The organism is Dyadobacter sp. AC419, from assembly GCF_979253085.1.
Genome location: NZ_CEEDCD010000027.1, coordinates 568,887 through 595,241, shown reverse-complemented (window position 1 = coordinate 595,241; position 26,355 = coordinate 568,887). Strand labels below are relative to the sequence as shown.

Genomic DNA, 26,355 nt, shown 5'->3' with positions numbered 1-26,355 from the left:
CGCTCATTGCCCGCGCAAGTCCTATGCGCCGTAATTTTCAAAAAACTGCCTTCACAGCAAGTCATGGAAGCCATGAAAAAAGACGGTTTCCAAATCCACATTTTCCCAAAGAACCCGTACGCGGGGTGATATGCTTATTCGGGTTCTTCCCGGTTGAATCCAATCGAAAGAACGGCGATTTCCTTCCGGGCTCATTAAATAATTGAGTGCGTCATTCACATCGCTGAACTTGACATTCATCTCTTTTTCTAAACTGTTCAGGAGCTCTGAAATGTCCTTATAATCGGTGTGATATTGTCTTATCATTACGAATGTGCGCATGATCATGATGTTCACCTGAACGGCTTTTTCGCTCCTCAGAACGCTAGACAACATCGCGACGCCTTGTTCTGTAAAAGCGAAGGGCAGATATCGATTGCCTCCCAAACTTAAGGTCACAATTTGTGACCTCAAAGTTTTCAAGCTCTTCACTATTTAATTCAAACATGAAGTCTTCCGGAAATCGCTCGATGTTTCTTCTAACTGCTTGCTAAGCATTCTTGTTTCGACCTGATACAATGCCGAGAGGTCATAATCCAACAGCACTCTGTGCCCTCTTACTGTCAAAACCTTACTTTTTATCACTGATAAGTCCATATGTATGCATTAGTTTTTTAGTCATTGCATACATTACGCGAGGTTGTGAGATTGGTCACTGAAATAATTCAAAAAATTTTAGCTGTGACAATTCTTAAAAACTTGAGATCACAAATTGTGATCTCAAGTTTTTAAGAATGTATCATTCATAATTGAATTACTCCCGCCAGCCGAAGATGTTCAGTTGAAGGTCCATTACATCATTTCCGCGATAGCGGTGGTTTGTGAAGGGCCTTAACCGGTGCTGGTTGGTGTCGATGTAATATCGGAAACCGTTTTCTTCGAAGATTTGTATGATGTTCGCGAGCCCCTGGGGATTGCCGATGTAGGAGTGAAATTCTACAAAGAGATTTTTGACATGACCCAATGCGTGCCGGCAGTCGTGCAGGACTTCTATTTCTGCGCCTTCAATGTCTATTTTGAGAAAATCAATGTGGCTTTCGGCTAATAAATAATCCTTTAAGCGAATTGAAGGCACTTTTTTCTTTTCCGCTGTGGAATGTATGGAAGAAGAATCGGCTGATTCGCTGCCGAACCAAATGCCCTGATCATCTGTCCAAACGGCCTTGTCAATGATTTTTACGTCCGTAATATGGTTGTTCGTCAGATTATTTTGAAGCAGCGAAGCAATCTGTGGTTCGGCTTCAAAAGCGGTAATGCGTGCTTTTGGAAAGAGCTTTTTGAAATACAAAACACTCATTCCGACATTGGCGCCGCAATCGAAAATGACCGGGCTCTGATCAGCGGATTCGAAATAGTAAAAATCCGTCCGCAAAAATCTCCTTATGCTGCCAAAGAAACGACATCGTATCGGGCACCGTAAGCTTGAAATTGCCAAATTCAACCTGGCTTAATGTGCTTGCCTGCGGCTATTTCCATATTTGAGCAGCAGCAACGCCATGAATTCACGGTTTGTGGATGTCCGCAATGCCGTAAATGGTTCCTCAAGGATCACGCGCAGCCAGTACATAATGGATTTGGTTCAGATCCCGTATTTGATCCGGTTCTTGATTTTTAATGTAATCGGAAGTTTACTAATCAGTCGCCAAAAGCTTTAATCACCTCATGATCAGGTTGAATGTCCGGGTCAATCAGGATTTTGCCGGCGCTCATTTTCGGAACCGTAATATCCCGTCTTGAATGTAAAGTTCGTGCCGCTGCCGTCTGTTCCAATGTTGCGTATTTTCGAATGTACGGGATAAACGCCATAAGCATTGTTCAAAAATTGGCTGTAAGTCCAGCGGATTGCCCACGAATCGATCACTTTGCGCTGTTGCTTCACCAACATTGGCCAAAGATCTTCACCGCCGGTTGTGAATGTATTACGTTGTTCCTTATTATTTTTCAATTCTGAAAACGCATTAACCTGCCAATCAGCCCTTTGCCATTTATCAAGCCACGTTCCCCAGCCCCAAGAACTTGCACGCGGCGCCAGATGGAGTCATTACTATAATCGGCTGGTAATGAAATCGGTGGACCATAAGCAGTGACTGAAAAAATGTCATTTCTTGATTCGTAAACAGTCAATGCTTCGTTCATGAAAGTCACGAAATCGGGTGCGCTGAGCATATCGTCTTCCAGCACAATCACTTTTTTGAACTCCTGCAAAACCTGCGTTACGCCTTCAATGACCGACGCTGCTAATCCGAGGTTAGTTTCAGATTTTACAACTTTTAGTGTCTTAAAACCCTTAACTGTTGCTAAAAAGCTTCTTAATGTCGCAATTAACGGTTCGTCGGATGCCTTTTTTGGCCCGTCAGAATAAATAATAAGATCACTTTCAGATGCCAGCTCATTTGCTGCAAAGCCTGGATCATTTACCTGCTGCGAAATGTGCCGGACGATTGTAACAAAACAAGAGGATGGGAGCTAAACTGGCGGGCAAACTCATGCGCTTTTTATAAGCATCAATGATCAAAAGAAGTCTAGCCCAGCTTCCGCCTGCATTCCGGCTATCGTGGTCGGCCGAACGTCTGATCATGCCATCTTCCGGGCTCCATGGCGCTTTGTGAAACTGCCCGTTTTCATCAAAATATTCGAGCAATTTTACCGTAAAGCCAACGCTTTCCAGCGACCGGGACATGATTTGATAGTTGTACAACAGCTTGTGATCGTCAGCGCCGTTTCCTGTGCCGCCCGGTTTTACATAATCAATGTATTCTGCACTTGGATTGAAGCCATCGGGCACGGCAACGCGTACAAAACCGCCGGGTTTCAAATATGTGTGGCAATGTTTGAATGCAAGCCTGCCTTCTTCCTCTGTCAAATGTTCCCAAACGTGTTCTGCCAGGATTTTATCAATGGCGTTTTCGTTGAAATATTTTTGCCAATCGCTCTCTTTCAAAAGGTTAAGCGTCTCAATATCAGAATGTATCCAGCCTTTGTAAAGCGAATACATCGACCCAACAACCATATTAACCGGCTTGGCAGGATCATAGGTTGTTAGTTGATACAAACTGAAAGGCTGTTTCAGCACGCCTGCAATAATTTTTTCCTTTAACGACATTGGCAATTGATATAATCGGCAAAACGAATGCAAACGCACGTTTTAATTTTCAAAGATAACGGTCTCTTATTTTATCCTCAGAATACTCGTCTTAATTAATTTCCAGCCGCTGCCGAATCCTGCTGAAATGTCCTCTGACACATTCCAGAGCAAAATTCCCCCACCAAAAATGACTGTAATAATCACCGACCTGCCCAACATAACAAGCATCGTGCCGATCAGATTTTCCGGAGCCGGAAAAGGCGTGTACGACAGTTGCAACCAGAAAAGCCACTGCTCCCAATACAATCACTTTCAAAGTTCCTAATGTAAAAGGCTGTATGCCAAGTTTTTGTCTGATAAAAAACAGCTTAACGAAATTGTAAACGACCGTTGAGAAAAGGGCAGCGGCGGCGGCACCATTGAAACCATAAAGCGGGATCAGGAACTGGCTGCTGAATAATATGAGGATCGTGAAAAATAGCATGAACACGATATCGAAACGGTAAAACTTCGAATTCGTCAAAATTTCAGAGTTCAAGCCCGTCATCATGTCCACAATCCGGGAGATGCCGACCATGAGCACGACCCATTTGCCCTGCGCGTAAATGTCGGATTTAGGAATAATGCCAAAAATGGCATCAATGTTAGCCCAAATGCCCAGAAAGAGAAATGAGCCGATAATAAAGAGGTTAAGGGATGATTTTTTATAGATCGTGTCAATGTGTGCAATGTCATTTTTCGCATAAGCTTCGGAAATGATCGGCGCGCTGATCATGACAATGCTGTTTCTCGGAATAGAGGATCACCAACGCGATCCGGGAAGCAATGTCGAAGATCGCTGTGCTCCCTAATCCGCCTTTTGAATGCTGGAAGCAGCACTTTTTCAATGTGCGGGAGCAATGCAGCGCTCGCGCCGCCGAGCAAAACCCAAAGCCCGTAACGATACATTTCCTTGAAAGCAGGATGTCTCACGAAACCGAAATCGAGGGAAGTGTAAAGTCGCTTTTGGAAATATAAATAAATGAGCATCGCAACAATGGCCAGACCGTAACTCAGCACAGTGAGGTTAACCATGGTGTCAAATGTGATGATTTTATAACCAAACAGGATGACAACCAGGCTATTAAATAATCGTAATCCCACTTCCCGGATAAGCGAAGGCACGGCAATGCGCAGGTTGATCCGTGAGTAAGATTCAAGCGCCAGCAAATAAACCATCCCGACCGTTAGCGGAATAAAAACGTAATAATATTTGACCAGCATCGGAGAATGGTCAAGATAAAAGTCCAGATAAAGCGGTTTGAAAAGCAGATATAGCGCCGCAAAAGCAGCCAATCCGACGAGCGGCGTAATGATGATGAATGTAAAAAGCTGCCTTCTTGATTCATAATCCTGAAACCGGCTATGAAAACGAACTGCAACAGAAGGAACGCCAAGCAAGGCGAACGACATGTAAATCACCGGAAAAGTCAGCAGGGTGGAAGCGTATAAACCTAACTGTTCCTGAGTCAAAAATTGGTTATAGAGTATCAGGATATTGAAAATGCCGATGAGCAACTCCAACGTAAGAAACAATTGAACTCGTTAAAACCCTGACGTACAATAATCCCCATGAAGGTGCAAATGATTAACAAAGCGAAATAAGACAAAAACCATAAGATAGCCTAACCGCGGCGCGCGATTAGTTTTGTCAGGATGATTCTCATAACTTTGCCTTTCTATACTTAACACACTATATCTTGAAGGTTTTAAACATTGCTGGGGCGCGCCCCAATTTTATGAAAATAGCGCCTATACACCGCGCTTTCTGCCAATATGCAGACATTGTTTCCAAAATCGTCCACACCGGACAACACCATGATTTTGAAATGTCGGGCATTTTTTTCGAACAGCTTAATCTTCCCAAACCCGATTATTTTCTTGGCGTAGGCAACGGCTCGCATGCACAGCAAACGGCCCGCATTATGCTCCGTTTTGAGAAAGTGCTATCCATCGAAAAACCTGATCTTGTGCTTGTGGTGGGTGATGTTAATTCAACATTGGCCTGCGCGTTGGTCGCGGTTAAGGAGCACATTCCGGTTGCGCACGTGGAGGCCGGGCTGCGGAGCGGCGATCGGGAAATGCCGGAGGAAATAAACCGCATTATAACTGATGCCATTGCGGATGAGCTCTTTGTGACCGAGCATTCCGCGATTTGTAATTTGATGAAAGAAAACATTGGACTGCATAAAATTCATTTTGCCGGCAATGTGATGATTGATTCGCTGATTTATTGCCAATCTCAAATGCAGCATTGTCCGGAAAGCGAACCTTACATTTTATTGACTCTGCACAGGCCTGCGAATGTCGATGATCCGATGGTTTTGAAAGAGATTTTGGAGATGATCAAAAAGCTGACCTTATTAATGCCGGTTATTTTTCCGATTCATCCGAGGACGCTGAAAAACTTCGCCTCGCACGGACTTGACAAGCAATTGGAAAGCATTCCGAAGAGAGAATTTGAAAACTGCTGAAACCACAAGGTTATCTTGAATTTCTAAATCTAACCAAAAATGCAGCATTGGTTATCACAGATTCAGCGCGGCATTCAGGAAGAGACGACGTTTTTGCAAGTGCCCTGCATTACGCTAAGGAAAAGCACGGAACGGCCCGTGACGGTTGAAGTCGGCACCAACCATTTATTGCCCGACTGGAATGCCGCGTCTGCAATGATGCTCGCCACACACATTCTGGATGGCAACGGCAAAAAAGGGCAAATTCCGGAATTCTGGGACGGAAAAGCTGCCGAACGGATCGTGACAATTTTGAGAGAAAAGTACATTAATTCGTACGTTTGTGCCGGTAAGCGTCAATCGTTTGATTTGTAATGATTAAAAAAATAAAAAATAACACCTGGGATCTGCTGAATGGAGTCGGTTTGGGTGGAAGTGTGCAGCTTTTTCTGGATGGCGCTTTGAAGCAATATGGCTGGTTCAGAAGTTTTCATACCAAACAATCCGTTGACGCAAATGGCGATCCGCTTCCGTGGTATACTTACCCGTTTATCTTGTTTCTGAAACCACGTTTGAAGCCTCATTTCACTGTTTTTGAATATGGATCCGGGAATTCCACCCGCTGGTATGCTGCTCGCATAAAAGAAATAACGGCGGTGGAGCACGACGCCGACTGGATCAAACAAATCAAACCCAAGCTGCCGACGAATGCAAAAGTGATTGAAAGACCGCTTGGGGACACTTACATTCAATCTGTTAAGGAATCAGGGTCGCTTTATAACATTATCATTGTCGACGGCCGCAACCGGGTGAAATGCGCGAATTTTGCAGTTAATTATCTGACCGCTGACGGCGTTTTGATCCTGGATAATTCAGAACGGGAATGGTATCAAAAGGCCAAAGATTATTTGAAAAATAAAGGTTTTAGAAGGCTTGATTTTATTGGTATGGCTCCGATTGTAGGCATAGAAACGTGCACAAGCGTTTTTTACAGAGATGGAAACTGTTTAGGAATCTGATCCGGGAAGTCCATTTCGTAGGTTACTTTCAAAACAATCCTGTCCGCCAATGTTTCGCTTGAAGCGGTGCAGAGAAGCTTTGAAATCACCCTGCTGATCAAGTGAAATGCCCAGATCGAGAATTTCGATTTGCTGTTGCTGGCAAAACGTATAGACACATTCAGTAAGGAGCACAACCGGACTGTAAACGCGATATTCGGACAAATCCGCGCAAAGGAAATTATAAAGAACCCGGCTGTTGACCCGGACGGTTAATGTCAATGCGATGACTTTTAACGCGTTCCGGACTGCGAAAATCGAAAAGTGATCCGGAAATGTTGTCCTTAATGTCTCAATCTGGCACAGCGTCAGCGAAACCTGATAACCTTGCTGCGTGCGGCATTGATTGAGAAAGTCGTAAACAAATGTAGAAGAAAGCTCATTGGCCAACTCCGCTGTAAAGCCGGATCGGCGCGCTTTGCACAGCTTTCGCCGTTCGGCAGGTTTGATCAAGTGTTCAAAGTTTCGGCACGACACGGGAATGAAAGTATTTGCTACAGGCCCGAATTTCTTCAAACCCAGTATTAATATAACATTGCGTTAACAAACTGCTTGAATCTGTTTCGTAACAAAATGGAGCGGTTTTGATGATTAGTTTTCTGCCGCCATTTGACACAATAGTGCATTGAATGCAGTCCATTAAAAAGGCAAGCTCGGATGCAGTGCAGTCATCGGCGCATTGAATTCCGCCAAATGGTGCGTTGCAAGGCGAAGTCCAGATGTTGTTGTAATGCGCTTGACAATGGAAAACGGCAACCGGCCTTGTATAATTTTTACGTAAAAGGTAGAATGAAAACGTCCGTTCAGTTGTTTGCGTTAGAACGTGTGCCGGTGTCATATATAGATGTGGTTCGAAAGCAAATGTCTCGAAGCAGGGTGGCTGGGAGTCCGAAAGATGAACCGTAAGGCCGTTCCGAACCCAGTTGCGGATGTTATAATGTGTGATAATGTGCGCTAAATCGTTAATTTTAAGCAACTAAGCGGCAATATGTGCCCTTATTAGTACGTTTTAGACACTTAGTCGCAATAGTTACGTAATTATCCTATACTAATTTTATAATTTTTATGTTTAATACAATGCTGATTGCTATTTTTGTAAATTAACGCCCCATTTTCAACGGCGCCTGCATTTTTCTTACTTAATTGGACTTAAACCCATACATGAAACACATACTTATTGCCGAAGACCACGCCGTGGTAAGAATTGGCACCAAACACCTCCTCAAATCACTTATCCCGGAATCCACAATCTCGGATGTTGACGATTTTGACAAAATTCTTCAAGAATTAGAGGTTAAGGCGTATGATTTGCTGATTCTGGATATTAACATTCCTGGTGGGAACACGACCAAGATGGTAGAAACTATTCGTCAGAAATCTCCGGGGATCAGAATCTTGATGTTTTCCAGCTATGACGAACAACAATACGGCCTCATGTATCTGCAAGCCGGCGCGGATGGTTATCTATCCAAAGACGCACCGGAAGAAGAGTTCAAAACAGCCGTAATGAGTGTTTTGAATAACAAAAAATACATGAGCGAAGATATGCAGCAAATGAATATCAACAGGCTCATCAACCCAAGAGAATTTCTTCCGGATCCGATCGTGAGCTTGTCTCCAAGAGAAACGGATGTAATGAATCTGCTAAAAGAAGGCCTTGGAACTGCTAAGATCGCTGAAAAGCTTAATCTGCAGCTTTCGACAGTCAGCACTTACAAAGCAAGGATTTTTGAAAAGTTGGGTGTGAAAAACATCGTAGAGCTGATTACCAAGATAAAATAAACCACACTTTGATGAAACCCTGCACTTAACGGTGTAGGGTTTTTTTTATGCCATGCGGAAATTGCGTATTGAAGAAATGGGCCGTTTGTCGGTCGAAGAATTTAAGGAATCGGATAAATTCCCTTTTGTAATTATATTGGACAACATTCGCAGCCTGGCTAACGTCGGATCTTTTTTCAGGACGGCAGATGCATTTCGCGCGCAGAAAATTATCTTGTGCGGTTACACGCAAAGTCCCCCGCACCGGGAAATTACAAGAAGCGCAATCGGAGCGGAATTGTCGGTGGAATGGGAGAAGAATGCAGACACGGTTGACGCTGTGAAGCAGCTGAAAGCGGCAGGTTACAATGTGTGGTGCGTAGAACAGGCGGAAGGAAGTGTTTTATTACAGAACTTCGATCCGGAACTGGGCAAGCATTATGCATTTGTATTTGGAAATGAAGTGGAAGGCGTCGCGGATGAGGTTATTGCCGCTTCGGATGGTTGCCTTGAAATCCCGCAGTTTGGCACGAAGCATTCATTCAATGTGTCCGTATCCGCAGGAATCGTATTTTGGGAGTTTGTGCGAAAAAACTTAACATAAATATAACACGATAAATTTGGTGTTTAAAGATTAATAGCGAGTATTTGCAGGTTATTAGTCATGCTGCGTTTATCCTCTTCGTAAGCGACTAGTCCCCGGACCCGGGTGTATCAATTAATTGTATCTTAAAACTAGATTATGAAATCTGCCACTAAACAATTATCGACTGAGATTGCAGAAACCCTGTCCGGCAAAATCGCTGCTGTATCTTCAGGTTCCAAAAAAATAAAGAAATCGATTGAAAAGGCTGCTGCCAAGTTGGCGAAGAAAGTAGCAAAATTTGAAAAAGAGACGCTTAAAAAGAAAGAAAAAGAGGCAAAGAACGAGGCGAAAAAATTGAAGGGAAACGATAAAGGCAAAAAGCAAAGCAAAAAAGACAAGGCTGCAAAAGTGGCTGCACTTGTTGCCGAAGCTTCTTCCAAAGCTGCCATTGCAGCTCCTTCGAAGCCAATCGTAGCAAAAGCACCGGCTCCGGGTAAATCAGCTGCTTCACGTCCAGGCGCGCGTCCGGCTTCTAGCCAGGCTCCTGTTGAAACCTCGGCAGAAACGCAATCGGCAGAATAAGCATTGCCAAATATTTGACATTAAAAAGGTCAGCATCCGCAAGTGCTGACCTTTTTCAGTTTATAATCTCAGCGCACCAGCCCGATTGTTGCCAGCATTCTCCCTGTAATGCCTTTTTCAAAACGATAGGAAAAGTAGTCGTCATTGTTAAGAACCGTTGAATAGGCCGAGATTTCAATGTTGCTTTCCAGTAAGCCGGACCGGATCAGCTGTTCGCGGTTTGCTTTTTTCAGATCAACAAGAAACTTATCCTTTTGAGAATCAAATCGCTTGTAATCATCTGTAAAGTGGTCAGAAACATCGTCACCGACCTCAAATGAGCATTCATCAATGCAGGTTCCGACGTAAGCAATGCAATTTTTAGGATCAGCGCCGAATGTTGTTTGCAGTGATACGAACCGTCTTTGCAACAATCCCCTTAACCGTCCCGCGCCAGCCCGCGTGAATAGCCGCGACACTTTTCGTAACCGGATCAAAGATCAGGATCGGCGTACAATCCGCCACCGTTACCGCAAGTTGAATGTTTGGTAAATTGGTGATCAGCGCGTCATAGCCTTCATATCGTCCAGCTTCAACCACATTCAGGATTTTATCATCATGCACCTGGTGCGATTTCGCAACTGTTGCGTAAGGAATCTGTAATGCGCCAAAGAAACGTTTATTGTTTTCAATCACATTTTCAGGCTTATCCTGCGTAGAACCGCCCAGATTAAGCGATGCATAAGCGCCCTCACTTACGCCTCCATGCCTTGTGCTCTCAGCCGCAACGAGCCCTTCAAACTTGGAAAATATAGCCGGTGATCTGAAAAGAGGCTTTTTAAGGTCGGTTTCGGTGAAAAGCATTGCTGATGTTATTGTTTTGTGAATTTCGTAAAGTAAGAATATCAAATTAATGATCTTTGCGGGGATTTATTTCAACCCGATGCGAGTTTATTCCCTGAAACATGCACCTGCGCGCCATACGGCCCTGAAAGTTGTGCAATTCGGGTAAATGGGAATAAAAGAATTAAATTTGCAGCGCGAAAGCTTTAATATTGATTAGTAAATATGATAAAAGTGAGTGTGTGTGTTGTCACTTACAACCACGAAAAGTTTGTAGCGCAAATGCTGGATTCAATTTTAATGCAGCAGACTACATTTCCTTTTGAAATCGTTGTAGGCGATGATTGCTCGAAAGATAATACGGCTGCCATTTTAAAGGATTATCAACAGCGTTATCCCGACAAGATCAGGCTTTTGCTGCATTCCAAAAATATGGGGCTTAATGGTAAATTCAATGCTTTATCCACATTTGCGGCTGCAAAAGGCGAATACATTGCTCAATTTGATGGTGACGATTATCTGATTTCCCCGCATAAACTGCAAAAGCAGGTTGAAATGCTGGACGCTAATCCACATTATTCTGCTTGTTATCATAATGCAAGAGTGATCTTTGACGACAATGCAGCGCCGCCATATCTGGTAAATACATTATCAAAACCGGAAGTAACCGTTGAGGATCTGGTTGGAGAAGACGAGCTTTGCTTCATTGCAACTTCCAGTTTAATGTTCCGGCGGGAGGATTTTGCCAAACATCCTGATCCTGAATGGACTAACCTGTCAACCAGTGGCGATATTCCGCGTAATATCATGTTTGCAACGCGCGGCCCGATTGGTTACATCGATGAAGTAATGTCGGTTTACCGGAAAAACAGGGGAGGGGCCAGCTTTGCGGACAATCATTATGGCGCTGATTTTCTCTTCAACCGCATTCAGCTTTATTCCAACATTAACAAGGAGCTGAATTACAAGTATGATGATAAGTTGAAGAAAAACATTGCCACATATTATTACAAATTGCTTTTTTCGAGGGAATATGGCCACACTTACTGGCCAAGACTTAAATATGCATTGAAATACTTATCAATGGCGGATCCTTCCCGGAAAGGAAAAAGGAAGTGATCCGGGATTTTGTTATTCCGCCCGCGGCGTTGAAATTATACAGCTTTGTTGCGCTCAATCTTTATAACATCCGTTCAAAAGCAAAAGCATAAAAAAAGGGACCGTCAGGTCCCTTTTCATTATTAAAATAACATTTCGTTTGGCGGCGTCGCGCCTTTCATGCGAATATACGGCGTAGTTTGTCCGCGGTGATGAGTCTGGTGTTCGAATGCTTTCTCAAACGCAACACCCGCTTTCATATCCATTCCAAAAACTTTCACATCTTTGGCAAGATCGGCTTCCGTCATGCCCTTCAATGTGTTGATAACAAAATCGTAGCTTTCCATAACCGCTTTGGAAACAGCCGCTTTGGACTGATCGGTCATTTTTTCTGCTGAACCTTCAAATGGACTTTTCTTGCCTGATGCAGCCGAAACGAAAGCGAAGTTTGCATCAGCGATATGGTCCATCTGCGCAGCGAATGAGCGAATTTCAGGCGTTGGCTTAAAAGCGTAACCAGCATCCGGCATGGCATCCAGATAGGCTTGCGTGTATTTTTTTGCTCTCTCCCAGTCAGCAACTTGCTTGGCAATCATTGTTTGCGCAAATGCAGCGCTGGCTGCGAAAATCAGCATGCAGGTGATCGTAATTTTTTTCATTCGATTTGTTTTTACGGTGGTTAAATTATTTGGTCGAAGTTACTTCTAACCCCAGCGATTGTCAATGATCAGCAACAATAATTAGCCGCGTTCTTCATAATCGGTCACAAGCAGACATCGCTGGCCAGGATTTTTAATGTTAAAATCTTGGCGTTAATAAACTAATCATTTTATTTACCAGCGAACTCCGTTACATCAGCAGACCCCTATATGCCCGAATCATCAGAAGAAAGGACCCAAAAATATCTTGACCTAGGCCACACAGAGGCAGAAAATCATGCAAAAACGCAGCTTGAACTTTATGAGAAACGCGTAAAGCAAACTTCCAGCGTAACCAACCTGATCTCTGGCTTTTTCAAAACCAATCTCCTGGGTTTTGCATGGCATTATCTAAAAAGTCGTTTTGGCCCAAGGCATCCCTATCAGGCTTATCCTAAAAACGGGGACAGCGGCGTTTACAAGCTTACTTCATCCATTCCTTCCCGCGAAGAAATCAGCATTGCACTGCTTTCAGACTGGGCCAGTGATACGGAAGAATCCGATGCTGTTGCAAATCTGGTTGCCCGCTATGCGCCCGATTACAGCATTCATATGGGTGACATTTACTTCGTTGGAGCGCCAAAAGAAGTGGAGGAAAACTTCACTGCGCCGCATGCTTCCTGGTATTATGGAGCCTCAGGCAGTCTGGCGCTGGCCGGAAATCATGAGATGTATTCCAATGGCAATGCATATTTCAAGCATTTGCTGCCCGCCATGTACATTCAGGAAGGAGAGGTGAAGAAGTCGCAGCAGGCAGGATTCTTCTGTATTGAAAACGAGTATTGGCGCATTATAGGCATTGACACGGGCTACACTTCTGTGGGAAGGCCATTTATTGAAATCCTTTCACCACCCGATTGCCATTTGCGGAAGGAGCAAGTGGAATGGTTGCGCGATGTCGTGCAATTGGGGAATCCGGATGATAAGCGCGGGTTGTTATTTTTAAGCCATCATCCTTATATCTCCGCTTTCCGGGAGCAATATGCCAGGCCGGGAGAGCAAATTCGTGAACTGATGGGCGCTGCTGAACGTCAGATCGTGTGGATTTGGGGCCATGATCACCGCTTTGTTGTTTATAATATGGGCACAAATGGCAAAGGTCCGGAGGCATATGGACGCTGCATTGGGCACGGAGGCTTGCCGGTGGAAGTGGAAATGCCGGCTAATGAAGATCTGGAAAAGATCAGTTACTACGATCGGCGCGTGAGAAAAGTGATCAAAAGACACCGCCTGGGCTACAACGGTTTTGCGCACATTCGGTTGAAAGGCAATGTCTTAACTGCTGATTATAGGGATTTGGAAGATAAAAGCGTGTTTGAAGAATGCTGGTCGGTTGACACAACAAACGGCCAGTTGGAATGGAAGATTTTGCAATCCATGCCTGAACTGGCCGTACATTAAGATATTATTTTAAGGCAAAAACCGCGTAACGATCAATGGTGGTCGTCGTGGTGGCTGTTGTCTTTATAAAATGCTGCAAAGGTCACTATCAATCCGATCGTCCCCAAAATGAAGGTAAAAAGATCTGCAAGCACGGCAAGCACCAAAAATAGGATAATGAATGCTGCGACGTAAGCGAAGCTTGAAAGCGAGCCGGATTCGTTATGTGTTGTTTCTGACATGTTCGGATAATTGAAATCGTATGCTTTTAATTTTGCGAAAATAATAAATACATGCCAAGATCCGGGCAACTATTCATTTTTTTTGACACACATCAGGAAATTTATCCTTCGATTCAGGGGTTCTTTAAAAACAGGAAGAATGGTTAGGGCCTTTTAGGCATTATTCCATTGAATCCATACATTTGTTTTGATCAAGATTTGAATGCTGCCGGAGCAAAACCGACAGCTGTTGCTATTAAATTAAAGAGAAATGCCCTACATCATCGGTTGCGATATTGGTACGACAAATGTTAAAGCCGTTGCTTTTGATTCCATTTCAGGCGCCATTATGACCTCGCACAGCGAAAGTTATGAAATGTACCATCCCAAGCCTGACTGGAGTGAGCAGAATCCGGACGAGATATTTGAGGCGGCTTGCAAAACATTAAAAACCGTAACCGATTCTTGTAAAGGTAAAGGTGAGCTGCTCGGCATCAGTTTCAGCGCAGCTATGCACGGTGTGCTTGCGTTGGATAAAAGCGGGAAACAGCTTACGCAGCTTATCATCTGGGCCGACAACCGCAGCTCCGACATTGCATTGAAATTACGCTCGTCAATTGTTGGGAAAAAGATTTACCGCAACAATGGCACACCAGTGCACGCCATGACACCCGTATGTAAACTGCTTTGGCTTCGCAAGAACGAACCTGAAATTTATAAAAAAACATTCCGTTTTGTCGGGATTAAGGAATACGTTATTTATCGCCTGACAGGAAATTTCGTTGTCGATTACTCGATTGCATCTGCCACTGGCATGTTCAATATCAGAGAGTTACAATGGGATGCTTACACGCTGAAGAAGCTCGGATTGAAACCTGATAAGCTGTCAACTGCCGTTTCTCCTTACCACATTGAAAGCCTTTCAGCAGATAATGCGGTCGGCTTGCCGGAAGGAACTAAGCTGATCATGGGCGCAAGTGACGGATGTCTCGCGAACCTCGGCAGCGGAGCCATTCACACGGGGTCAATGGCCGTGACCATCGGCACCAGCGCGGCCGTACGCATCAGTTTTGACAAACCCTATTCGGATCCGCTGATGCAGACTTTCTGCTATGTGCTGGATGAAAAAACATACATTATCGGCGGCCCGTCGAATAACGGCGCGGTGATTTTTGAGTGGTTAATGAACACATTTTATCCGAATGTTGAGTTTGACACGGTTTTCGAAGAGGCCTCCAAATTGGAACCCGGCGCAGACGGATTGCTCTTTTATCCTTACTTACTTGGCGAGCGTGCGCCGTTGTGGAGCTCAACAGTTCGCGGAGGATTCACAGGTCTGGACATTCAGCATACGCGCACCAATTTCGCGCGGGCTGTTATGGAAGGAATATTGCTGAATCTTTTCGGCATTGGCGAAATCCTGATGGAAATGCAGAAAACGGACACAATTTACGCCAACGGAGGTTTTGCCCGCAGCCCGATCTGGGTGCAAATGCTGTCCGATGTTTTTGGCAGAGATGTAAAGTTGAATGAAACCGTGGAAACGGGTGCAGTTGGTGCTGCGATGATGGCTTTAAAAGCGCTCGGATTGTTTAAAGACTATTCCGAAATGAAGGCTTTCACCACAGTAGGGCAGGAATTCGCAGTAAATGGCAAGGTGCATGACGTCTATAAAATCCTGAGCAAGCGCTTCAATAAGGGCTCCCGGCTAATGCTCGAGCATGCAGTTTAGAAAAAACTGGCGGCCTTGCTGATCACGCAAAAACCACCAGTTTCTTCAAGATTAAAACTTGTAAGCCAAGCCTAGACGATAATTCCTAGGCGCTTCCGATTGGGTGTAATAGGCATTCAAATAGCTGTAATAGCCACCGCTGTAAAGATATTTATCCAAAACATTGAACACATTCAGCGTCAGCCTGATCTTGTCTTTTTCCCAAAAAACGCCTCCGTCAAGTTTGAAATAATTAGGAAGGTTTTGGTCGTCGCTTGTCGTGCTCCAGTTTGCAGTTGCGCGGTCAACAAGATAAGTGAACCCGCCTGAAAGTCCGGCTCCTTTCAATGCTCCTTTCTGTATCTTATAGCTCAACCAGCTATTAACCGTGTGTTTTGCAAAGCCAGGAATCACTTCTCCGACTGCAATGCTCGTAACGCCTTCCGTAACTTTTGTCACTTCCGAATTTGTATAAGCATAATTTGCAGTCAGGTTAAGGCCTTTTGCCAATGTTCCGCGAAGGTCAAATTCCGCGCCCTGCGCACGTTTTTGGCCCAAAACAACGCTAATCCCAGAGTTTATCGGCGCATTCGGATCAGCAGTCAGCTCATTATTTTTGACAATGCGGTAAAACGAAACCGTCGTATTCCAGCGTCCGTCTGCCCAATCCCTTTTCACACCCACTTCCCGGTTGCTGCCCGTAATCGGCTTCACATTCCCGGATCTCAATCTTCCCGACTGCGGCAAAAATGCTTCGTCATACAATGCATAAACCGAGGTGTTTTTATCAACGGAAATGCTCAATCCAACACGCGGCGTGAAGTGGTGCGCGCTCATCGGTGCGCCTCCGTACGACGACTGGCTTACATAAGTGTAACGTCCTGCAAGTGTCAGCCTGATTTTGTTCTCAATGAAGCTCAACTCGTCCTGCGCATACAATCCAGTGTATTTCTGATCAATTGTGCCGCCGCCGTTCACCGCTCTCGCTTCCAGATTCAGCATGCGGTCAAACACAGGGTAACCGTTGTTCGGTGTCGAATAAATAGGGTTACGCGGATCAGAAAAGTCCGCCTAATGTGTCCAATGGGTGCGATTGAGACCAGTCGGCAAAGTAATTTTTTGTGCCGATGTCAATGCCTCCCAAAATGCGGTGTCTTACGCTTCCCGTTGCCACGTACCCATTAATAAATGCCTGTGCAAGTGTCATTTCGCTCTTCGCGTCCCAAATTCCGACGCCCCGTATAAGCCTCGCATCCGCACTTACGGAGTCAGGCCACATGCTGGACCCTCGTTGATTATAATTGAGATACGCAACCTGCGCAGTCAGTTTCCAATCGCTGTTGATCTGATGTTGCAGGTTCAGGAACAAGCTTTGGTCTTTGATTTTTGTCGGATCAAGGCCGGGAGGCATTGCTGTGAAATCTCTGGGCAAGGTGGCGTAACCCTCTGTTGTAAACACATAATAGGAGCCTACGTCAGACATTTTTGCGTATTGCATGGTGTATTCAGCCGTCAGTTTCGTTTTGTCATCCAATTGGTAAGAAATCACCGGAGCAATGCTGTAACGGTTGTTGTATTCAAATGGGCGGTGCGAATTTCTGTTCTGTCCGGCCACATTAAGTCTGTAAAGGAATTTGCCGCTTTTATCCAGCTTGCCATCAAGATCCAGCGTTGCGCGGTAAAAATCAAAGCTTCCCATTGTAAGCGAAACTTCTCCTTTCGTTTCGCCCGTAGGTTTTTTGGTAACAACATTATAAAGACCGCTCGGGTCGCCATTGGCAAGCATGAAGCCAGCCGGTCCTTTTACAAATTCAATATGATCGACGAAACTCATGTCCTCCGTTAACGGCCCCCAGTAAGAGCTCACCACATTGAAACCGTTCCGGAAAGCCTGAATTTGTGAGCCCCGCATCGTAATGTTGGCATAAAGATCGCCCCAATGTTCCAGGCGAACAGCGCCGCTCACATTGCGGATCAGTCCGTCACTCATGCTGATCACCTGCTGGTCAGAAAGCGTTTTTGATGTGACAATCTGCACATTCTGAGGAGTTTCCAAAATCGGTGTTAGCAACTTCAAGCTGGAAGAAACCTGATCCGATTTGTAAGGATTGCCGCCTTTTACAATAACTTCCTGCAATTGATTCGCGCTTTCTGTTAAGAGAAAACGAAACGTTAGCAGTTTCACCAGCAATCACTTCTACATCTTTCTGCTGCGTTTCTAACCCTACGAAGCTAACGAGTAATGTATAGGTGCCGGCCTTAACACGGTCGATCGTAAATTTCCCTTCGGAATCAGAAGTTGCACCTTTGGAGCTGCCCTTAATGCCAACTGAAACCTGCTCAACAGGCTGTCCATCAGAGCTTAATATCTGTCCGGCAATTTTGCCATTTTGCGCCAAGGCAACAGTCGTAGCCAGCACGAAAGAGGACTAAAATGTAAATTTTTTGCATTTTATTTAAAATTGATCTAAATAGTATATCTTGGGCAAATATCGTTCGCCGGTTTTTTCTATACAAGCATTATTTAGATTTATTTCAAATAAAAGTAGCGAGTTAAAAATGGGAAAATTGACGTCAATAAAAAAGCAGAACCGTTTGCACAGTTCTGCTTTTTGAAAGTCGATTGGATCAGCGTTACTTCTTTTCCTTAATCTCCTCGACCATTTTTTCAGTGATCATTTTCTTTTCCGAAGAGTTGCCCCACGTGTTCATAATGTAGTTTGTCACATCGGCAATCTCACCATTATCTAGGCCCGGATTAGGCATCATGTTGTCATAATCGACGCCATTAACCTTAATCTTGCCAATGAGGCCAAACTTGATTGCCTTAATGGCATTCTCAGGTGTTTTCATTAAATAGTCCGCTTTCGCAAGTGGTGGAAAAGTCGCTGTTACGCCCTCGCCCGTGCCCATGTGGCAGCTGATGCAGTTTTCGGAATAAATCATTTTTCCGCGTTCAATGCTTTTAGCCAACTCGTCATCCTGCCGAAAAACCGCAGAGCACAAGACCGCGATTGACATCAGTGCAATTATCTCTTTCATTTTTTTATTTTTTTGCGCTAACTCAGGATTTTGGGCTAATGCGGACGACTTTTCCGGAGTTTTCAAGGACTACATAAATGTTGCCGTCCCAAGCCTGACGCACATCACGCACCCGGCCGATTTTGTCAAAAATGATTTCGCGACTTACCACTTTATTGCCTTTTACAACCAGGTGCTGCAAATACATGAACTTCAATGAGCCGACGATCAGATCGCCTTTCCAGTCTTTAAATTTGTCGCTCGTCACAAACGTCATACCGCAAGGAGCGATGGATGGTTTCCAGTAAACAACAGGCTGTTCCAATCCTGCGCGGGCAGTGTCTTTTGAAATAATGCTGTTATCGTAGTCAATTCCAAAGGTGATCAACGGCCAGCCGTAATTTTTCCCTTTCTCGATAATGTTAAGCTCGTCGCCGCCCTGTGGACCGTGCTCGTGTTCCCAGATAACGCCGGTTGTCGGGTGGATAACCATGCCTTGCGGGTTGCGGTGGCCATAAGTCCAGATTTCTGGTCTTGCGCCTTCTGTTTTTACAAAAGGGTTGTCGGTTGGAATTTTTCCATCTTCATGAAGTCTAACCACTTTACCCTGATCTTTTCCAAGGTTTTGTGAGTTTTCCTTTTGTCCGCGCTCGCCTAATGAAAGAAATACATAACCTTTTCCATCAAAAACAATGCGTCCACCATAATGCGGGCTGCTTTTCACATTCGGAATGGCTTTGAACAATGGCTGAATGTCGGTTAATGCGTGGTCTTTCAGTTTTGCGCGGATCAATGCGGTATTTGCACCGCCTTCGTCGCCTTCTTCACCAGCAGCTTTCGGTGAAGAATAACTAATGTATATCCAGCCATTTGTCTTGTAGTCAGGATGTAATGCAATGTCGAGCAAGCCGCCTTGTCCTTTGTAAAGCACTTCTGGAACGCCGGTAATCTCTTGTGGATCCAGTTTGCCGCCTGTTACGAGACGCAACTTTCCGCCGCGCTCAGTGACGAGCATATCGCCATTGGGAAGCAAGGCAGATGCCCACGGCATGGTTAATCCGGTTGCAACGGTGTCTACTTTGAGATTGGCTTCGGAAAGCTTTTCGGGTTCAAAACCGCTGTTGCTCATTAATCCGATAGAGGCAGTTAGCATGAAACCTGCCAGCGCAAGCGGAAGGTATTTTTTTAGCAAGGGAATGTTTTTGTTCATAGGTGAATAAAGGCCAGATTTTCAGGTGGTAAAAACCAATCAAAGATAACGAAAGAAAGCAGCGGCCATCTGCCTTATTTTACCAATTCCAGTTTATTTAGTTGTTCCGTAATGGTTGTGATTTCATCAGGCGTTAGCGAAATATCCATTGCGGCAGCATTTTGAAGTGCCTGAGCAGCATCACGGGCACCAACCAAAGCAATCGTAATTCCCGGCTGTTCCACGGTCCATCTTAGCACGAGCTGTCCGATCGTAGCATTTTTCTGATCTGCGATCGGCTTGATCTGATCCAGGAATTCATTAACCCGGCTCAGGTTTTCATCCTTATAGAAGTGAATCGAAGCGCGGTGATCGTCGGGTGCAAACTGGTGGCCAGGCTTCATTTTTCCGGTCAGTAAGCCGCGTTCGAGCGGACTGTATGCCACAATTGACTTGTTGTTTTCAATGCAATAAGGCACAAGTTCTTGTTCAATGTCCCTTTTAACCATGCTGTAAGGCACTTGGTCTGAGACAAGGTCTATGTATTTAGCAGCCTCGCGCATCAACTCGACATCATAATTGCAGACACCGGCATAACGCACTTTTCCTTGCTTTATCAATTCAGAAACAGCTTCCATTGTCTCTTCAATAGGTGTTGTTTTATCATGCCAATGGATTTGGTAAAGATCAATGTAATCCGTTCCCAAGCGTTTCAGGCTGTCTTCGCACTCCTTTATAATGCTGTCTTTCGCCGCATATTTATAAATGTCGATAGGCTCGCCAGCATTGTTCTTGCTATGCATCGCAAAATCACCTTTTGACAGATCCCATCGCATGCCGTATTTGGTCAAAATCTGCACCCTGTCCCGTGGAAAGTCCTTAATTGCTTCTCCGACAATTTCTTCGCTCAAACCCTGACCGTAAACCGGAGCGGTGTCAATCGAAGTTACACCTACATTATAAGCAGCCTGAATCGCCTTCACGGCCTCGCTGCGCTCTGTGCCTCCCCACATCCATCCGCCCGCAGCCCAGGCGCCAAACGTGATTACTGAAACTTCAAGATCTGAATTTCCTAATGTTCTGTATTGCATTGCTTTATAGATTTAGTTTTTCTGTCGGCAGCATTTTGCTTGCACCACGCATGATTCGTTATAACAATTATTCCACTTCCCGGGCAAATTGGCCCAAAAAAGTGGAATAATGTAATTGATAATGATAATAAGAAGCGTTCGAACCGGATAACCTTATTTTGTCAGTGAAAAAGGCGCTGCTTCCGGCGCAGTTCCCCAGCTTTTTGAAGGCTGGCTGCCCATGTTAAATTGCACAGTTCCGCCTTTTTGAATGTCAGCATGTTCCAGGAAAGTCTTGCCGTAAGGTTTGCCATTCATGGAAGCGCCTTGAATGTACATATTTGCGTCGCTGGTCGTAGGCGCCTGAATTGTGAATTTTTTGCCATCTTCCATTGTCAGCGTTGCCTTCTTGAACAATGGTGAGCCGATCACATATTGCGTTGTGCCGGGAGTTACCGGATAAAATCCGAGTGATGAGAAAACATACCAAGCCGAAGTCTGGCCATTATCTTCATCGCCGCAGTAACCATCCGGTGCAGCCTGATAAAGCTTGCTCATTACCTGCCGCAGCCAATATTGTGCTTTATGCGGAGCGCCAGCATAATTATAAAGATAGATCATGTGCTGAATAGGCTGATTTCCATGCGCGTAATTGCCCATGTTCATGATCTGCATTTCCCGGATCTCGTGAATTGGAAAACCATAATAACTGTCGTCAAAGATCGGAGGCAATGTGAAAACGGTGTCCAGCTTTTGAACGAAAGCCTCTCGGCCGCCCATTAAGCCAATAAGCCCCTTAACATCCTGAAAAACAGACCAGGTGTAATGAATGCTGTTTCCCTCGGTAAATGCGTCGCCCCATTTGAATGGATTAAATGGTTTCTGGAACTGGCCGTCCTTGTTTTTTCCACGCATCCATTTTGTCTCAGGATCAAACACATTGCGGTAATTCTGGCTTCTTTTGAGATAAAGGTCAACTTCATTTTGCGGCTTCTTCAATGCGGTTCCCAGTTGCGCAATGCAAAAATCAGCATATGCATATTCCAGCGTGCGGGCAGCATTTTCATTGACTTTTACATCATAAGGAACAAAACCCAGCTCATTATAATATTCATGACCAAAACGGCCAACGGAACTTACAGGACCAGCATTCTCGGTGTTTTTGATAACTGCTTCGTAAAGCTTGTTAATGTCATAACCACGGATTCCCTTAATGTACGAATCGGCAATTAGCGAGGCTGAATTGGAACCGATCATGCAATCGCGGTGGCCAGGGCTGGCCCATTCAGGAAGGTAACCACTTTCGTCATAAGCATTTGCCAGACCTTCCATAATGTGCGCATTAAGCGTCGGATACATTAATGTAAAGAATGGGAACACTGCCCTGAATGTGTCCCAGAAGCCATTATCGGTAAACATATAGCCAGGTTTAACCTCGCCGCTGTATGGACTGTAATGTACGATTTTGTTGGTTTTATCAAATTCATAAAACTTCCGTGGAAACAGCAATACACGATAAAGGCACGAATAAAAAGTGCGCATCTGATCAATGTTATCGCCTTCAACCTGAATGCGCGACAATTCCTGGTTCCAGGCTTTACGGCCTTTTTCCATGGTTGCATTGAAATTGTCATTCGCTACTTCACGTTGCAGATTCAGTTCCGCTTGCTCAGCACTAATGAATGATGAAGCAACTTTCAGACCAACCTGTTCGCCTTTTTTGTTTTAAAACCAACAACCGCGCCCACATGGCCTGCTTTCAGTTCCAATGTATCTTTGGCCAATGTCTTGCCATGAAAAGCGGAAGAGAATGTAAATGCTTTGTCAAAAACAATTACAAAATAGTTCTTGAAATTAGCAGGAACGCCGCCGCTGTTTTTGGTGGTGTAACCAATGATTTTGCGCTCACCAGGAATGATCTTAATGTAAGAACCTCGGTCAAATGCATCTACAAGCACAAATGAGCTGTCATTCTGAGGGAATGTAAAGCGGAATTGCGCAGCTCTTTCGGTCGGCGCGATTTCGGTGGTTACGTCATGATCGGCCAGGTAAACCTTGTAATAATGTGGCTTTGCAACTTCGGCCTTGTGCGAAAACCAGCTTGCACGGCTTTCTTCGTCAATTTTCATTTTGCCGGTCATCGGCATGATCGAAAACTGACCGTAATCATTGATCCATGGACTTGGCTGATGCGTTTGTTTGAAGCCGCGGATCTTTTCAGCGTCATACATATAAGCCCAGCCGTCACCCATTTTGCCAGTCTGCGGCATCCAGAAATTCATCGCCCAAGGCAATGCGATCGCGGGATAAGTGTTACCAGATGAAAGACTGAATTTTGACTGCGTTCCCATGAGTGGGTTCACGAGATCTACCAGATTATTGTCGGCAGGAGATTGGGCAAAGGCAAGGGGTGAAGTAAAGGTTAAGAAAAAGAGGACTCGGAAGATTTTTTTCATGTTAGGACAATTCTTTTGAGGAAAAACTTGAAGAACAAAAGTAATGGAAGGCCTATAAACATTACGTAAAGCTTTAAAAGTTTTCCTGAACCGCAAAGCATGACATTTTGTACCGGCATAATTCTTTTCAGCCCTATTTTATGCAAGAAATGCATTCATAAAGCAAATAGTACGATTTTGAGCCCTTATGCCCTGATCCTGAATGCCTGCATATAAAAACCAACATTAAGTTATATACCGATATACAATCACAATGACTGAACACTTAAATCGCCTGACCCCACGTCAGATCGTTTTCGAACTGGATCAATACATCATCGGACAAAATGACGCGAAGCGAAATGTTGCTATTGCGCTCAGGAACCGTTGGAGGCGAATGAATAGTCCGGAAGATATTCAAAGGGAAATTATTCCCAATAACATATTAATGATAGGAGCGACCGGCGTCGGTAAAACTGAAATTGCACGCCGTTTGGCAAAGATTGCTGATGCGCCTTTTGTAAAAGTAGAAGCATCGAAATTTACCGAAGTGGGTTATGTGGGCCGCGATGTGGAAAGCATGGTGCGCGATCTGGTTGAACAGGCGGTTGGCATGGTGCGGACGCAGAAAAAGGAAGAGGTGAAAGTGAAAGCGGAGCAGGCCGTTGAGGACATTATCCTGGACGCATTGATCCCGCCGGTTCATGGCGCGAATGCAGTAAGGGTGAAAACGGACGGCAATTCCGATGCCATGCCCGACGACGATGCAGAGCTTAATCAACGCACAAGAGAACGTTTCCGCGAAAAAATCAGAAACGGCGAGCTTGACAGCCGCAAGATCGACATTGAAGTGCAGCAGAACCAAACGCCTAATGTGGGCATGATCGGCGGCGCAATGGACGACGTTTCGATGATGAACATTCAGGAAATGATCGGAAATATGATGCCCCGCCGTGGCAAAAAGCGCAAAGTAACCGTGGAAGAAGCGCGGAAAATCCTTTTGGACGAAGAAGCTTCGAAACTGATCGATATGGACGAGGTGAAGATGGAGGCGATCAAAAAAGCGGAAAACCTGGGTATTATTTTCATTGATGAGATTGATAAAGTTGCATCCAGCCGTTCAGGCGGAGGCGGTGGTCCGGACGTAAGCCGCGAAGGTGTGCAGCGCGACTTGCTTCCGATTGTAGAAGGAAGCGCGGTGAACACGAAACATGGCGTTATTAACACCGATCACATTCTTTTCGTAGCGGCCGGCGCATTCCACGTTGCCAAACCTTCGGATCTGATTCCCGAGTTACAAGGTCGTTTTCCAATCCGCGTGGAACTGAGCAGCCTGACAGAATCTGATTTTTACCAAATCCTTAAAACACCTAAAAATGCCCTTACAAAGCAATATGTGGCCATGATGGAGTCAGAAGGCGTTGAGTTGGAATTTGAAGACGGCGCACTTCGTGAGATTGCAAGAATTGCTTTTGAGGTGAACAGCGAAGTGGAGAATATTGGTGCCCGTCGTTTGCAAACGGTGATGAGCTTGCTGCTTAACGACTTCATGTTCGACATTCCGGACGTTATCGGCGCTGATTCACACATTGTTGTGACGGCTGAGCTTGTTTCTGAGAAGCTGTCTGCATTGGTTAAAAACAGAGATTTGAGCCAATATATTTTGTAGGAGAACATTGCGCATAAAACAGAAAGGGAGAGCTGGCAATCATGCTGCTCTCCCTTTCTATTTGATAACATTATTAATCTTATTCTTCAAAAAACAGCCATTTCAAGGCAACTGGAAACTCCTTGCTCCATTGCTCTTCCTTATGCTCGCCTTCCGGATCGATTGAGCTTTTGATTTTCACTCGTTTATAACCAAAACCCTGGTTTTCAAGAGTTTTATGGAATTTTTCGAAGTTAGGAAGCATATTCGCCCCTTCCTTTCCGCCCGCATATAAATAAATGCGCGTTTCAAATGGCTCGAAAAAGTGAATCGCATCGAAATACACTTTCTGCGAAATCCATAGGGAAGGTGAAAAGATCATCAGCCGTCCGAAAACGTGCGGGAACATTAATGCAGCATAAGCAGTCAATAATCCACCAACCGAACTTCCGCCCATGCCCGTATTAAGCCTGTCCGGCTTTGTGCGATAATTTGCATCGACGTGCTTTTTGAGCGTTTCCACCACAAAACGGAGGAACAAAGAACCGAGTCCCTTGCCGAGCCGCGGGTTATCGTAAGGAGAAAATTCATTGATACGTTCCTCCTCACCGTGATCAATGGCAACAATGATCACATCCGCTTTATGTTCTTCGGCCAGCAGGGCCAGACTTTTTATCGATTTCCCAGTTGCCGTAAGGCGAACCGTCTCCAAACAAATTCTGCGCATCCGTCATATATAGCACAGGATAGCGCTGTTCAGGTTTTTCGTAGTAATCATGTGGCAAAAGCACATGAACGCGGCGCTTTTTGTTCAACTGAGGAATCTCAAAGGTTTCGGAGAGAACCTCAATAATTGGTAAAAGCGCCGTCTTTTCTTCTAAGGCTTGCATTGTACTGATAGTCACTTTGGGTTATACTGCAAAGTTACTTATTAAAATTTTTGTTTAATGTAATTTACAAATTCAAATTTCAAGTTGTGCCGCTCATCGGCTTCATGCACAACCCGTTCTGTCTCCTTCCATTCCTCAGGATTAGCGATTTCAAAATAAGTGTCGCCATCGATTTCCGTTTCAACTTCCGTTACATACAATCGATCGGTAAGTGGCAATGCTTGTTTGTAAATTTCGCCGCCACCGATGATGAATGCTTCCGATTCTTCTAGCTTCCGGGCAGCATCGAGCGCTTCCTCCAATGAATGCGCAATCAAAACGCCTTCGGCAGAAAAATCTTTTTGCCCGGTAATGACAATTGAAGTGCGCCCCGGCAAAGCTTTTCCAATGGATTCAAAAGTCTTGCGTCCCATGATCATCGGGTGCCCGAGGGTCAACTGCTTAAACCGTTTCAAATCATCCGGCAACCGCCAGAGAAGTTGATTATCCTTTCCTATAACGCCATTTTTAGAGACGGCAACGATGATTGATATGAGCATTAGGTGTTATTGAAAGTGGTCTTGAATGAC

The 26,355-nt window shown here is 44.8% G+C and carries 29 protein-coding genes and 3 pseudogenes; 9 read left to right on the top strand and 23 right to left on the bottom strand.

From position 1 onward, the window contains the following. Positions 1-51 precede the first annotated feature (51 nt). From AC0IYG_RS27615 to AC0IYG_RS27580, 8 genes and pseudogenes are all read right to left on the bottom strand, one after another. A complete protein-coding gene (locus AC0IYG_RS27615; RefSeq protein WP_471714309.1) occupies positions 52-426 on the bottom strand; it encodes a hypothetical protein in 375 nt (124 codons plus the stop codon). Then, positions 365-636: pseudogene (locus tag AC0IYG_RS27610) on the bottom strand (ORF6N domain-containing protein). Before AC0IYG_RS27610 ends, AC0IYG_RS27615 begins: the two are co-directional and overlap by 62 nt. Positions 637-793: 157 nt before the next feature. Then, the gene (locus tag AC0IYG_RS27605) at positions 794-1,411 is read right to left on the bottom strand and encodes an FkbM family methyltransferase (RefSeq protein WP_471714308.1); all 618 of its coding nucleotides are present in this window, start codon (positions 1,409-1,411) and stop codon (positions 794-796) included. 312 nt (positions 1,412-1,723) lie between these two features. Next, positions 1,724-1,984: a hypothetical protein gene (locus AC0IYG_RS27600; RefSeq protein ID WP_471714307.1), complete on the bottom strand. Its 261-nt coding sequence runs from the start codon at positions 1,982-1,984 to the stop codon at positions 1,724-1,726. Then, complete coding sequence (locus tag AC0IYG_RS27595) at positions 1,981-2,244, bottom strand: hypothetical protein (RefSeq protein ID WP_471714306.1); 264 nt, start codon at positions 2,242-2,244, stop codon at positions 1,981-1,983. Before AC0IYG_RS27595 ends, AC0IYG_RS27600 begins: the two co-directional genes overlap by 4 nt. A 205-nt stretch (positions 2,245-2,449) precedes the next feature. Continuing rightward, on the bottom strand, positions 2,450-3,142 hold the full coding sequence (locus tag AC0IYG_RS27590) for a class I SAM-dependent methyltransferase (protein ID WP_471714305.1): 693 nt from the start codon (positions 3,140-3,142) through the stop codon (positions 2,450-2,452). Positions 3,143-3,233: 91 nt separating this feature from the next. Then, entirely contained in the window at positions 3,234-3,899 is a 666-nt protein-coding gene (locus tag AC0IYG_RS27585) for a hypothetical protein (RefSeq protein WP_471714304.1), read from the bottom strand. After that, on the bottom strand, positions 3,896-4,699 hold the full coding sequence (locus AC0IYG_RS27580; RefSeq protein ID WP_471714303.1) for an MATE family efflux transporter: 804 nt from the start codon (positions 4,697-4,699) through the stop codon (positions 3,896-3,898). Before AC0IYG_RS27580 ends, AC0IYG_RS27585 begins: the two co-directional genes overlap by 4 nt. A 164-nt stretch (positions 4,700-4,863) precedes the next feature. Between AC0IYG_RS27580 and wecB the strand changes: the two are divergent. After that, positions 4,864-5,991, top strand: a pseudogene (gene wecB / locus AC0IYG_RS27575) (non-hydrolyzing UDP-N-acetylglucosamine 2-epimerase). Beyond that, on the top strand, positions 5,991-6,635 hold the full coding sequence (locus AC0IYG_RS27570) for an FkbM family methyltransferase (RefSeq protein WP_471714302.1): 645 nt from the start codon (positions 5,991-5,993) through the stop codon (positions 6,633-6,635). The pseudogene wecB and the gene AC0IYG_RS27570 overlap by 1 nt, the downstream one beginning before the upstream one ends. Here the strand turns inward: AC0IYG_RS27570 and AC0IYG_RS27565 are convergent. Continuing rightward, complete coding sequence (locus AC0IYG_RS27565; RefSeq protein ID WP_471714301.1) at positions 6,624-7,127, bottom strand: hypothetical protein; 504 nt, start codon at positions 7,125-7,127, stop codon at positions 6,624-6,626. The two genes, AC0IYG_RS27570 and AC0IYG_RS27565, sit on opposite strands and share 12 nt — an antisense overlap. A gap of 708 nt (positions 7,128-7,835) precedes the next feature. Here AC0IYG_RS27565 and AC0IYG_RS27560 point away from each other — a divergent pair. From AC0IYG_RS27560 to AC0IYG_RS27550, 3 genes are all read left to right on the top strand, one after another. Further along, the gene (locus tag AC0IYG_RS27560; protein WP_471714300.1) at positions 7,836-8,456 is read left to right on the top strand and encodes a response regulator transcription factor; all 621 of its coding nucleotides are present in this window, start codon (positions 7,836-7,838) and stop codon (positions 8,454-8,456) included. 52 nt (positions 8,457-8,508) lie between these two features. Further along, the gene (locus AC0IYG_RS27555; RefSeq protein ID WP_471714299.1) at positions 8,509-9,039 is read left to right on the top strand and encodes an RNA methyltransferase; all 531 of its coding nucleotides are present in this window, start codon (positions 8,509-8,511) and stop codon (positions 9,037-9,039) included. A gap of 138 nt (positions 9,040-9,177) precedes the next feature. Continuing rightward, complete coding sequence (locus AC0IYG_RS27550; RefSeq protein WP_471714298.1) at positions 9,178-9,603, top strand: histone H1/H5 family protein, HCT subfamily; 426 nt, start codon at positions 9,178-9,180, stop codon at positions 9,601-9,603. 68 nt (positions 9,604-9,671) lie between these two features. Here AC0IYG_RS27550 and AC0IYG_RS27545 read toward each other — a convergent pair whose 3' ends face one another. Both AC0IYG_RS27545 and AC0IYG_RS27540 read right to left on the bottom strand, forming a co-directional pair. Next, entirely contained in the window at positions 9,672-10,013 is a 342-nt protein-coding gene (locus AC0IYG_RS27545) for a laccase domain-containing protein (RefSeq protein WP_471714297.1), read from the bottom strand. Beyond that, positions 9,970-10,446, bottom strand: a complete 477-nt coding sequence (locus tag AC0IYG_RS27540; protein ID WP_471714296.1) for a purine nucleoside phosphorylase YfiH/LACC1 family protein — start codon at positions 10,444-10,446, stop codon at positions 9,970-9,972. The genes AC0IYG_RS27545 and AC0IYG_RS27540 overlap by 44 nt, the downstream gene beginning before the upstream one ends. A 204-nt stretch (positions 10,447-10,650) precedes the next feature. Here AC0IYG_RS27540 and AC0IYG_RS27535 point away from each other — a divergent pair, with 204 nt between their 5' ends. Further along, complete coding sequence (locus AC0IYG_RS27535; RefSeq protein ID WP_471714295.1) at positions 10,651-11,544, top strand: glycosyltransferase family 2 protein; 894 nt, start codon at positions 10,651-10,653, stop codon at positions 11,542-11,544. Between the two features lie 122 nt (positions 11,545-11,666). Here AC0IYG_RS27535 and AC0IYG_RS27530 read toward each other — a convergent pair whose 3' ends face one another. Next, on the bottom strand, positions 11,667-12,182 hold the full coding sequence (locus AC0IYG_RS27530; RefSeq protein WP_471714294.1) for a DinB family protein: 516 nt from the start codon (positions 12,180-12,182) through the stop codon (positions 11,667-11,669). A gap of 210 nt (positions 12,183-12,392) precedes the next feature. Here AC0IYG_RS27530 and AC0IYG_RS27525 point away from each other — a divergent pair, with 210 nt between their 5' ends. Next, complete coding sequence (locus tag AC0IYG_RS27525; protein WP_471714293.1) at positions 12,393-13,622, top strand: metallophosphoesterase family protein; 1,230 nt, start codon at positions 12,393-12,395, stop codon at positions 13,620-13,622. A gap of 32 nt (positions 13,623-13,654) precedes the next feature. Here AC0IYG_RS27525 and AC0IYG_RS27520 read toward each other — a convergent pair whose 3' ends face one another. Then, positions 13,655-13,843 (bottom strand): hypothetical protein, encoded by a 189-nt coding sequence (locus tag AC0IYG_RS27520; RefSeq protein WP_471714292.1) that lies wholly within the window; start codon positions 13,841-13,843, stop codon positions 13,655-13,657. Positions 13,844-14,093: 250 nt separating this feature from the next. On the opposite strand from AC0IYG_RS27520, the gene AC0IYG_RS27515 reads away from it, so the two are divergent. After that, positions 14,094-15,554, top strand: coding sequence for a gluconokinase (locus AC0IYG_RS27515; RefSeq protein ID WP_471714291.1), 1,461 nt, complete (start codon positions 14,094-14,096; stop codon positions 15,552-15,554). A gap of 51 nt (positions 15,555-15,605) precedes the next feature. Here the strand turns inward: AC0IYG_RS27515 and AC0IYG_RS27510 are convergent, their stop codons facing one another. The 7 genes and pseudogenes from AC0IYG_RS27510 to AC0IYG_RS27480 form a co-directional block, all read right to left on the bottom strand. Then, positions 15,606-16,547 (bottom strand): TonB-dependent siderophore receptor, encoded by a 942-nt coding sequence (locus AC0IYG_RS27510; RefSeq protein ID WP_471714290.1) that lies wholly within the window; start codon positions 16,545-16,547, stop codon positions 15,606-15,608. Positions 16,548-16,590: 43 nt separating this feature from the next. After that, a complete protein-coding gene (locus AC0IYG_RS27505; protein WP_471714289.1) occupies positions 16,591-17,571 on the bottom strand; it encodes a TonB-dependent siderophore receptor in 981 nt (326 codons plus the stop codon). Further along, positions 17,540-17,953 (bottom strand): carboxypeptidase-like regulatory domain-containing protein, encoded by a 414-nt coding sequence (locus tag AC0IYG_RS27500; RefSeq protein WP_471714288.1) that lies wholly within the window; start codon positions 17,951-17,953, stop codon positions 17,540-17,542. The genes AC0IYG_RS27505 and AC0IYG_RS27500 overlap by 32 nt, the downstream gene beginning before the upstream one ends. A 214-nt stretch (positions 17,954-18,167) precedes the next feature. Next, positions 18,168-18,575, bottom strand: a complete 408-nt coding sequence (locus tag AC0IYG_RS27495; protein WP_471714287.1) for a c-type cytochrome — start codon at positions 18,573-18,575, stop codon at positions 18,168-18,170. Between the two features lie 22 nt (positions 18,576-18,597). After that, entirely contained in the window at positions 18,598-19,764 is a 1,167-nt protein-coding gene (locus tag AC0IYG_RS27490; protein WP_471714286.1) for a PQQ-dependent sugar dehydrogenase, read from the bottom strand. Positions 19,765-19,838: 74 nt separating this feature from the next. After that, positions 19,839-20,834 carry an aldo/keto reductase gene (locus AC0IYG_RS27485; protein WP_471714285.1) on the bottom strand — a complete coding sequence of 332 codons (996 nt, stop codon included), beginning with the start codon at positions 20,832-20,834 and terminating at the stop codon, positions 19,839-19,841. A gap of 153 nt (positions 20,835-20,987) precedes the next feature. Then, positions 20,988-23,269: pseudogene (locus AC0IYG_RS27480) on the bottom strand (GH92 family glycosyl hydrolase). 253 nt (positions 23,270-23,522) lie between these two features. Here AC0IYG_RS27480 and hslU point away from each other — a divergent pair. Further along, positions 23,523-24,917, top strand: coding sequence for an ATP-dependent protease ATPase subunit HslU (hslU, locus tag AC0IYG_RS27475; RefSeq protein ID WP_471714284.1), 1,395 nt, complete (start codon positions 23,523-23,525; stop codon positions 24,915-24,917). A gap of 79 nt (positions 24,918-24,996) precedes the next feature. On the opposite strand, the gene AC0IYG_RS27470 is transcribed toward hslU, so the two are convergent. The 3 genes from AC0IYG_RS27470 to AC0IYG_RS27460 are packed head-to-tail and all read right to left on the bottom strand — an operon-like array spanning position 24,997 to position 26,325. Beyond that, the gene (locus AC0IYG_RS27470; protein WP_471714283.1) at positions 24,997-25,608 is read right to left on the bottom strand and encodes an alpha/beta hydrolase; all 612 of its coding nucleotides are present in this window, start codon (positions 25,606-25,608) and stop codon (positions 24,997-24,999) included. Then, positions 25,538-25,786: an alpha/beta hydrolase-fold protein gene (locus AC0IYG_RS27465; RefSeq protein ID WP_471714282.1), complete on the bottom strand. Its 249-nt coding sequence runs from the start codon at positions 25,784-25,786 to the stop codon at positions 25,538-25,540. Before AC0IYG_RS27465 ends, AC0IYG_RS27470 begins: the two co-directional genes overlap by 71 nt. A 41-nt stretch (positions 25,787-25,827) precedes the next feature. Then, entirely contained in the window at positions 25,828-26,325 is a 498-nt protein-coding gene (locus AC0IYG_RS27460; RefSeq protein ID WP_471714281.1) for a dihydrofolate reductase, read from the bottom strand. Positions 26,326-26,355 lie beyond the last annotated feature (30 nt).

Excerpts from the sequence above, each read along its gene's own strand:
- AC0IYG_RS27590 (WP_471714305.1), bottom strand. The coding sequence starts at position 3,142 with ATGTCGTTAAAGGAAAAAATTATTGCAGGCGTGCTGAAACAGCCTTTC.
- AC0IYG_RS27585 (WP_471714304.1), bottom strand. The coding sequence starts at position 3,899 with ATGATCAGCGCGCCGATCATTTCCGAAGCTTATGCGAAAAATGACATT.
- AC0IYG_RS27570 (WP_471714302.1), top strand. The coding sequence starts at position 5,991 with ATGATTAAAAAAATAAAAAATAACACCTGGGATCTGCTGAATGGAGTC.
- AC0IYG_RS27560 (WP_471714300.1), top strand. The coding sequence starts at position 7,836 with ATGAAACACATACTTATTGCCGAAGACCACGCCGTGGTAAGAATTGGC.
- AC0IYG_RS27555 (WP_471714299.1), top strand. The coding sequence starts at position 8,509 with ATGCGGAAATTGCGTATTGAAGAAATGGGCCGTTTGTCGGTCGAAGAA.
- AC0IYG_RS27550 (WP_471714298.1), top strand. The coding sequence starts at position 9,178 with ATGAAATCTGCCACTAAACAATTATCGACTGAGATTGCAGAAACCCTG.
- AC0IYG_RS27540 (WP_471714296.1), bottom strand. The coding sequence starts at position 10,446 with ATGCTTTTCACCGAAACCGACCTTAAAAAGCCTCTTTTCAGATCACCG.
- AC0IYG_RS27535 (WP_471714295.1), top strand. The coding sequence starts at position 10,651 with ATGATAAAAGTGAGTGTGTGTGTTGTCACTTACAACCACGAAAAGTTT.
- AC0IYG_RS27530 (WP_471714294.1), bottom strand. The coding sequence starts at position 12,182 with ATGAAAAAAATTACGATCACCTGCATGCTGATTTTCGCAGCCAGCGCT.
- AC0IYG_RS27525 (WP_471714293.1), top strand. The coding sequence starts at position 12,393 with ATGCCCGAATCATCAGAAGAAAGGACCCAAAAATATCTTGACCTAGGC.
- AC0IYG_RS27520 (WP_471714292.1), bottom strand. The coding sequence starts at position 13,843 with ATGTCAGAAACAACACATAACGAATCCGGCTCGCTTTCAAGCTTCGCT.
- AC0IYG_RS27515 (WP_471714291.1), top strand. The coding sequence starts at position 14,094 with ATGCCCTACATCATCGGTTGCGATATTGGTACGACAAATGTTAAAGCC.
- AC0IYG_RS27495 (WP_471714287.1), bottom strand. The coding sequence starts at position 18,575 with ATGAAAGAGATAATTGCACTGATGTCAATCGCGGTCTTGTGCTCTGCG.
- AC0IYG_RS27490 (WP_471714286.1), bottom strand. The coding sequence starts at position 19,764 with ATGAACAAAAACATTCCCTTGCTAAAAAAATACCTTCCGCTTGCGCTG.
- AC0IYG_RS27485 (WP_471714285.1), bottom strand. The coding sequence starts at position 20,834 with ATGCAATACAGAACATTAGGAAATTCAGATCTTGAAGTTTCAGTAATC.
- hslU (WP_471714284.1), top strand. The coding sequence starts at position 23,523 with ATGACTGAACACTTAAATCGCCTGACCCCACGTCAGATCGTTTTCGAA.
- AC0IYG_RS27465 (WP_471714282.1), bottom strand. The coding sequence starts at position 25,786 with ATGCAAGCCTTAGAAGAAAAGACGGCGCTTTTACCAATTATTGAGGTT.
- AC0IYG_RS27460 (WP_471714281.1), bottom strand. The coding sequence starts at position 26,325 with ATGCTCATATCAATCATCGTTGCCGTCTCTAAAAATGGCGTTATAGGA.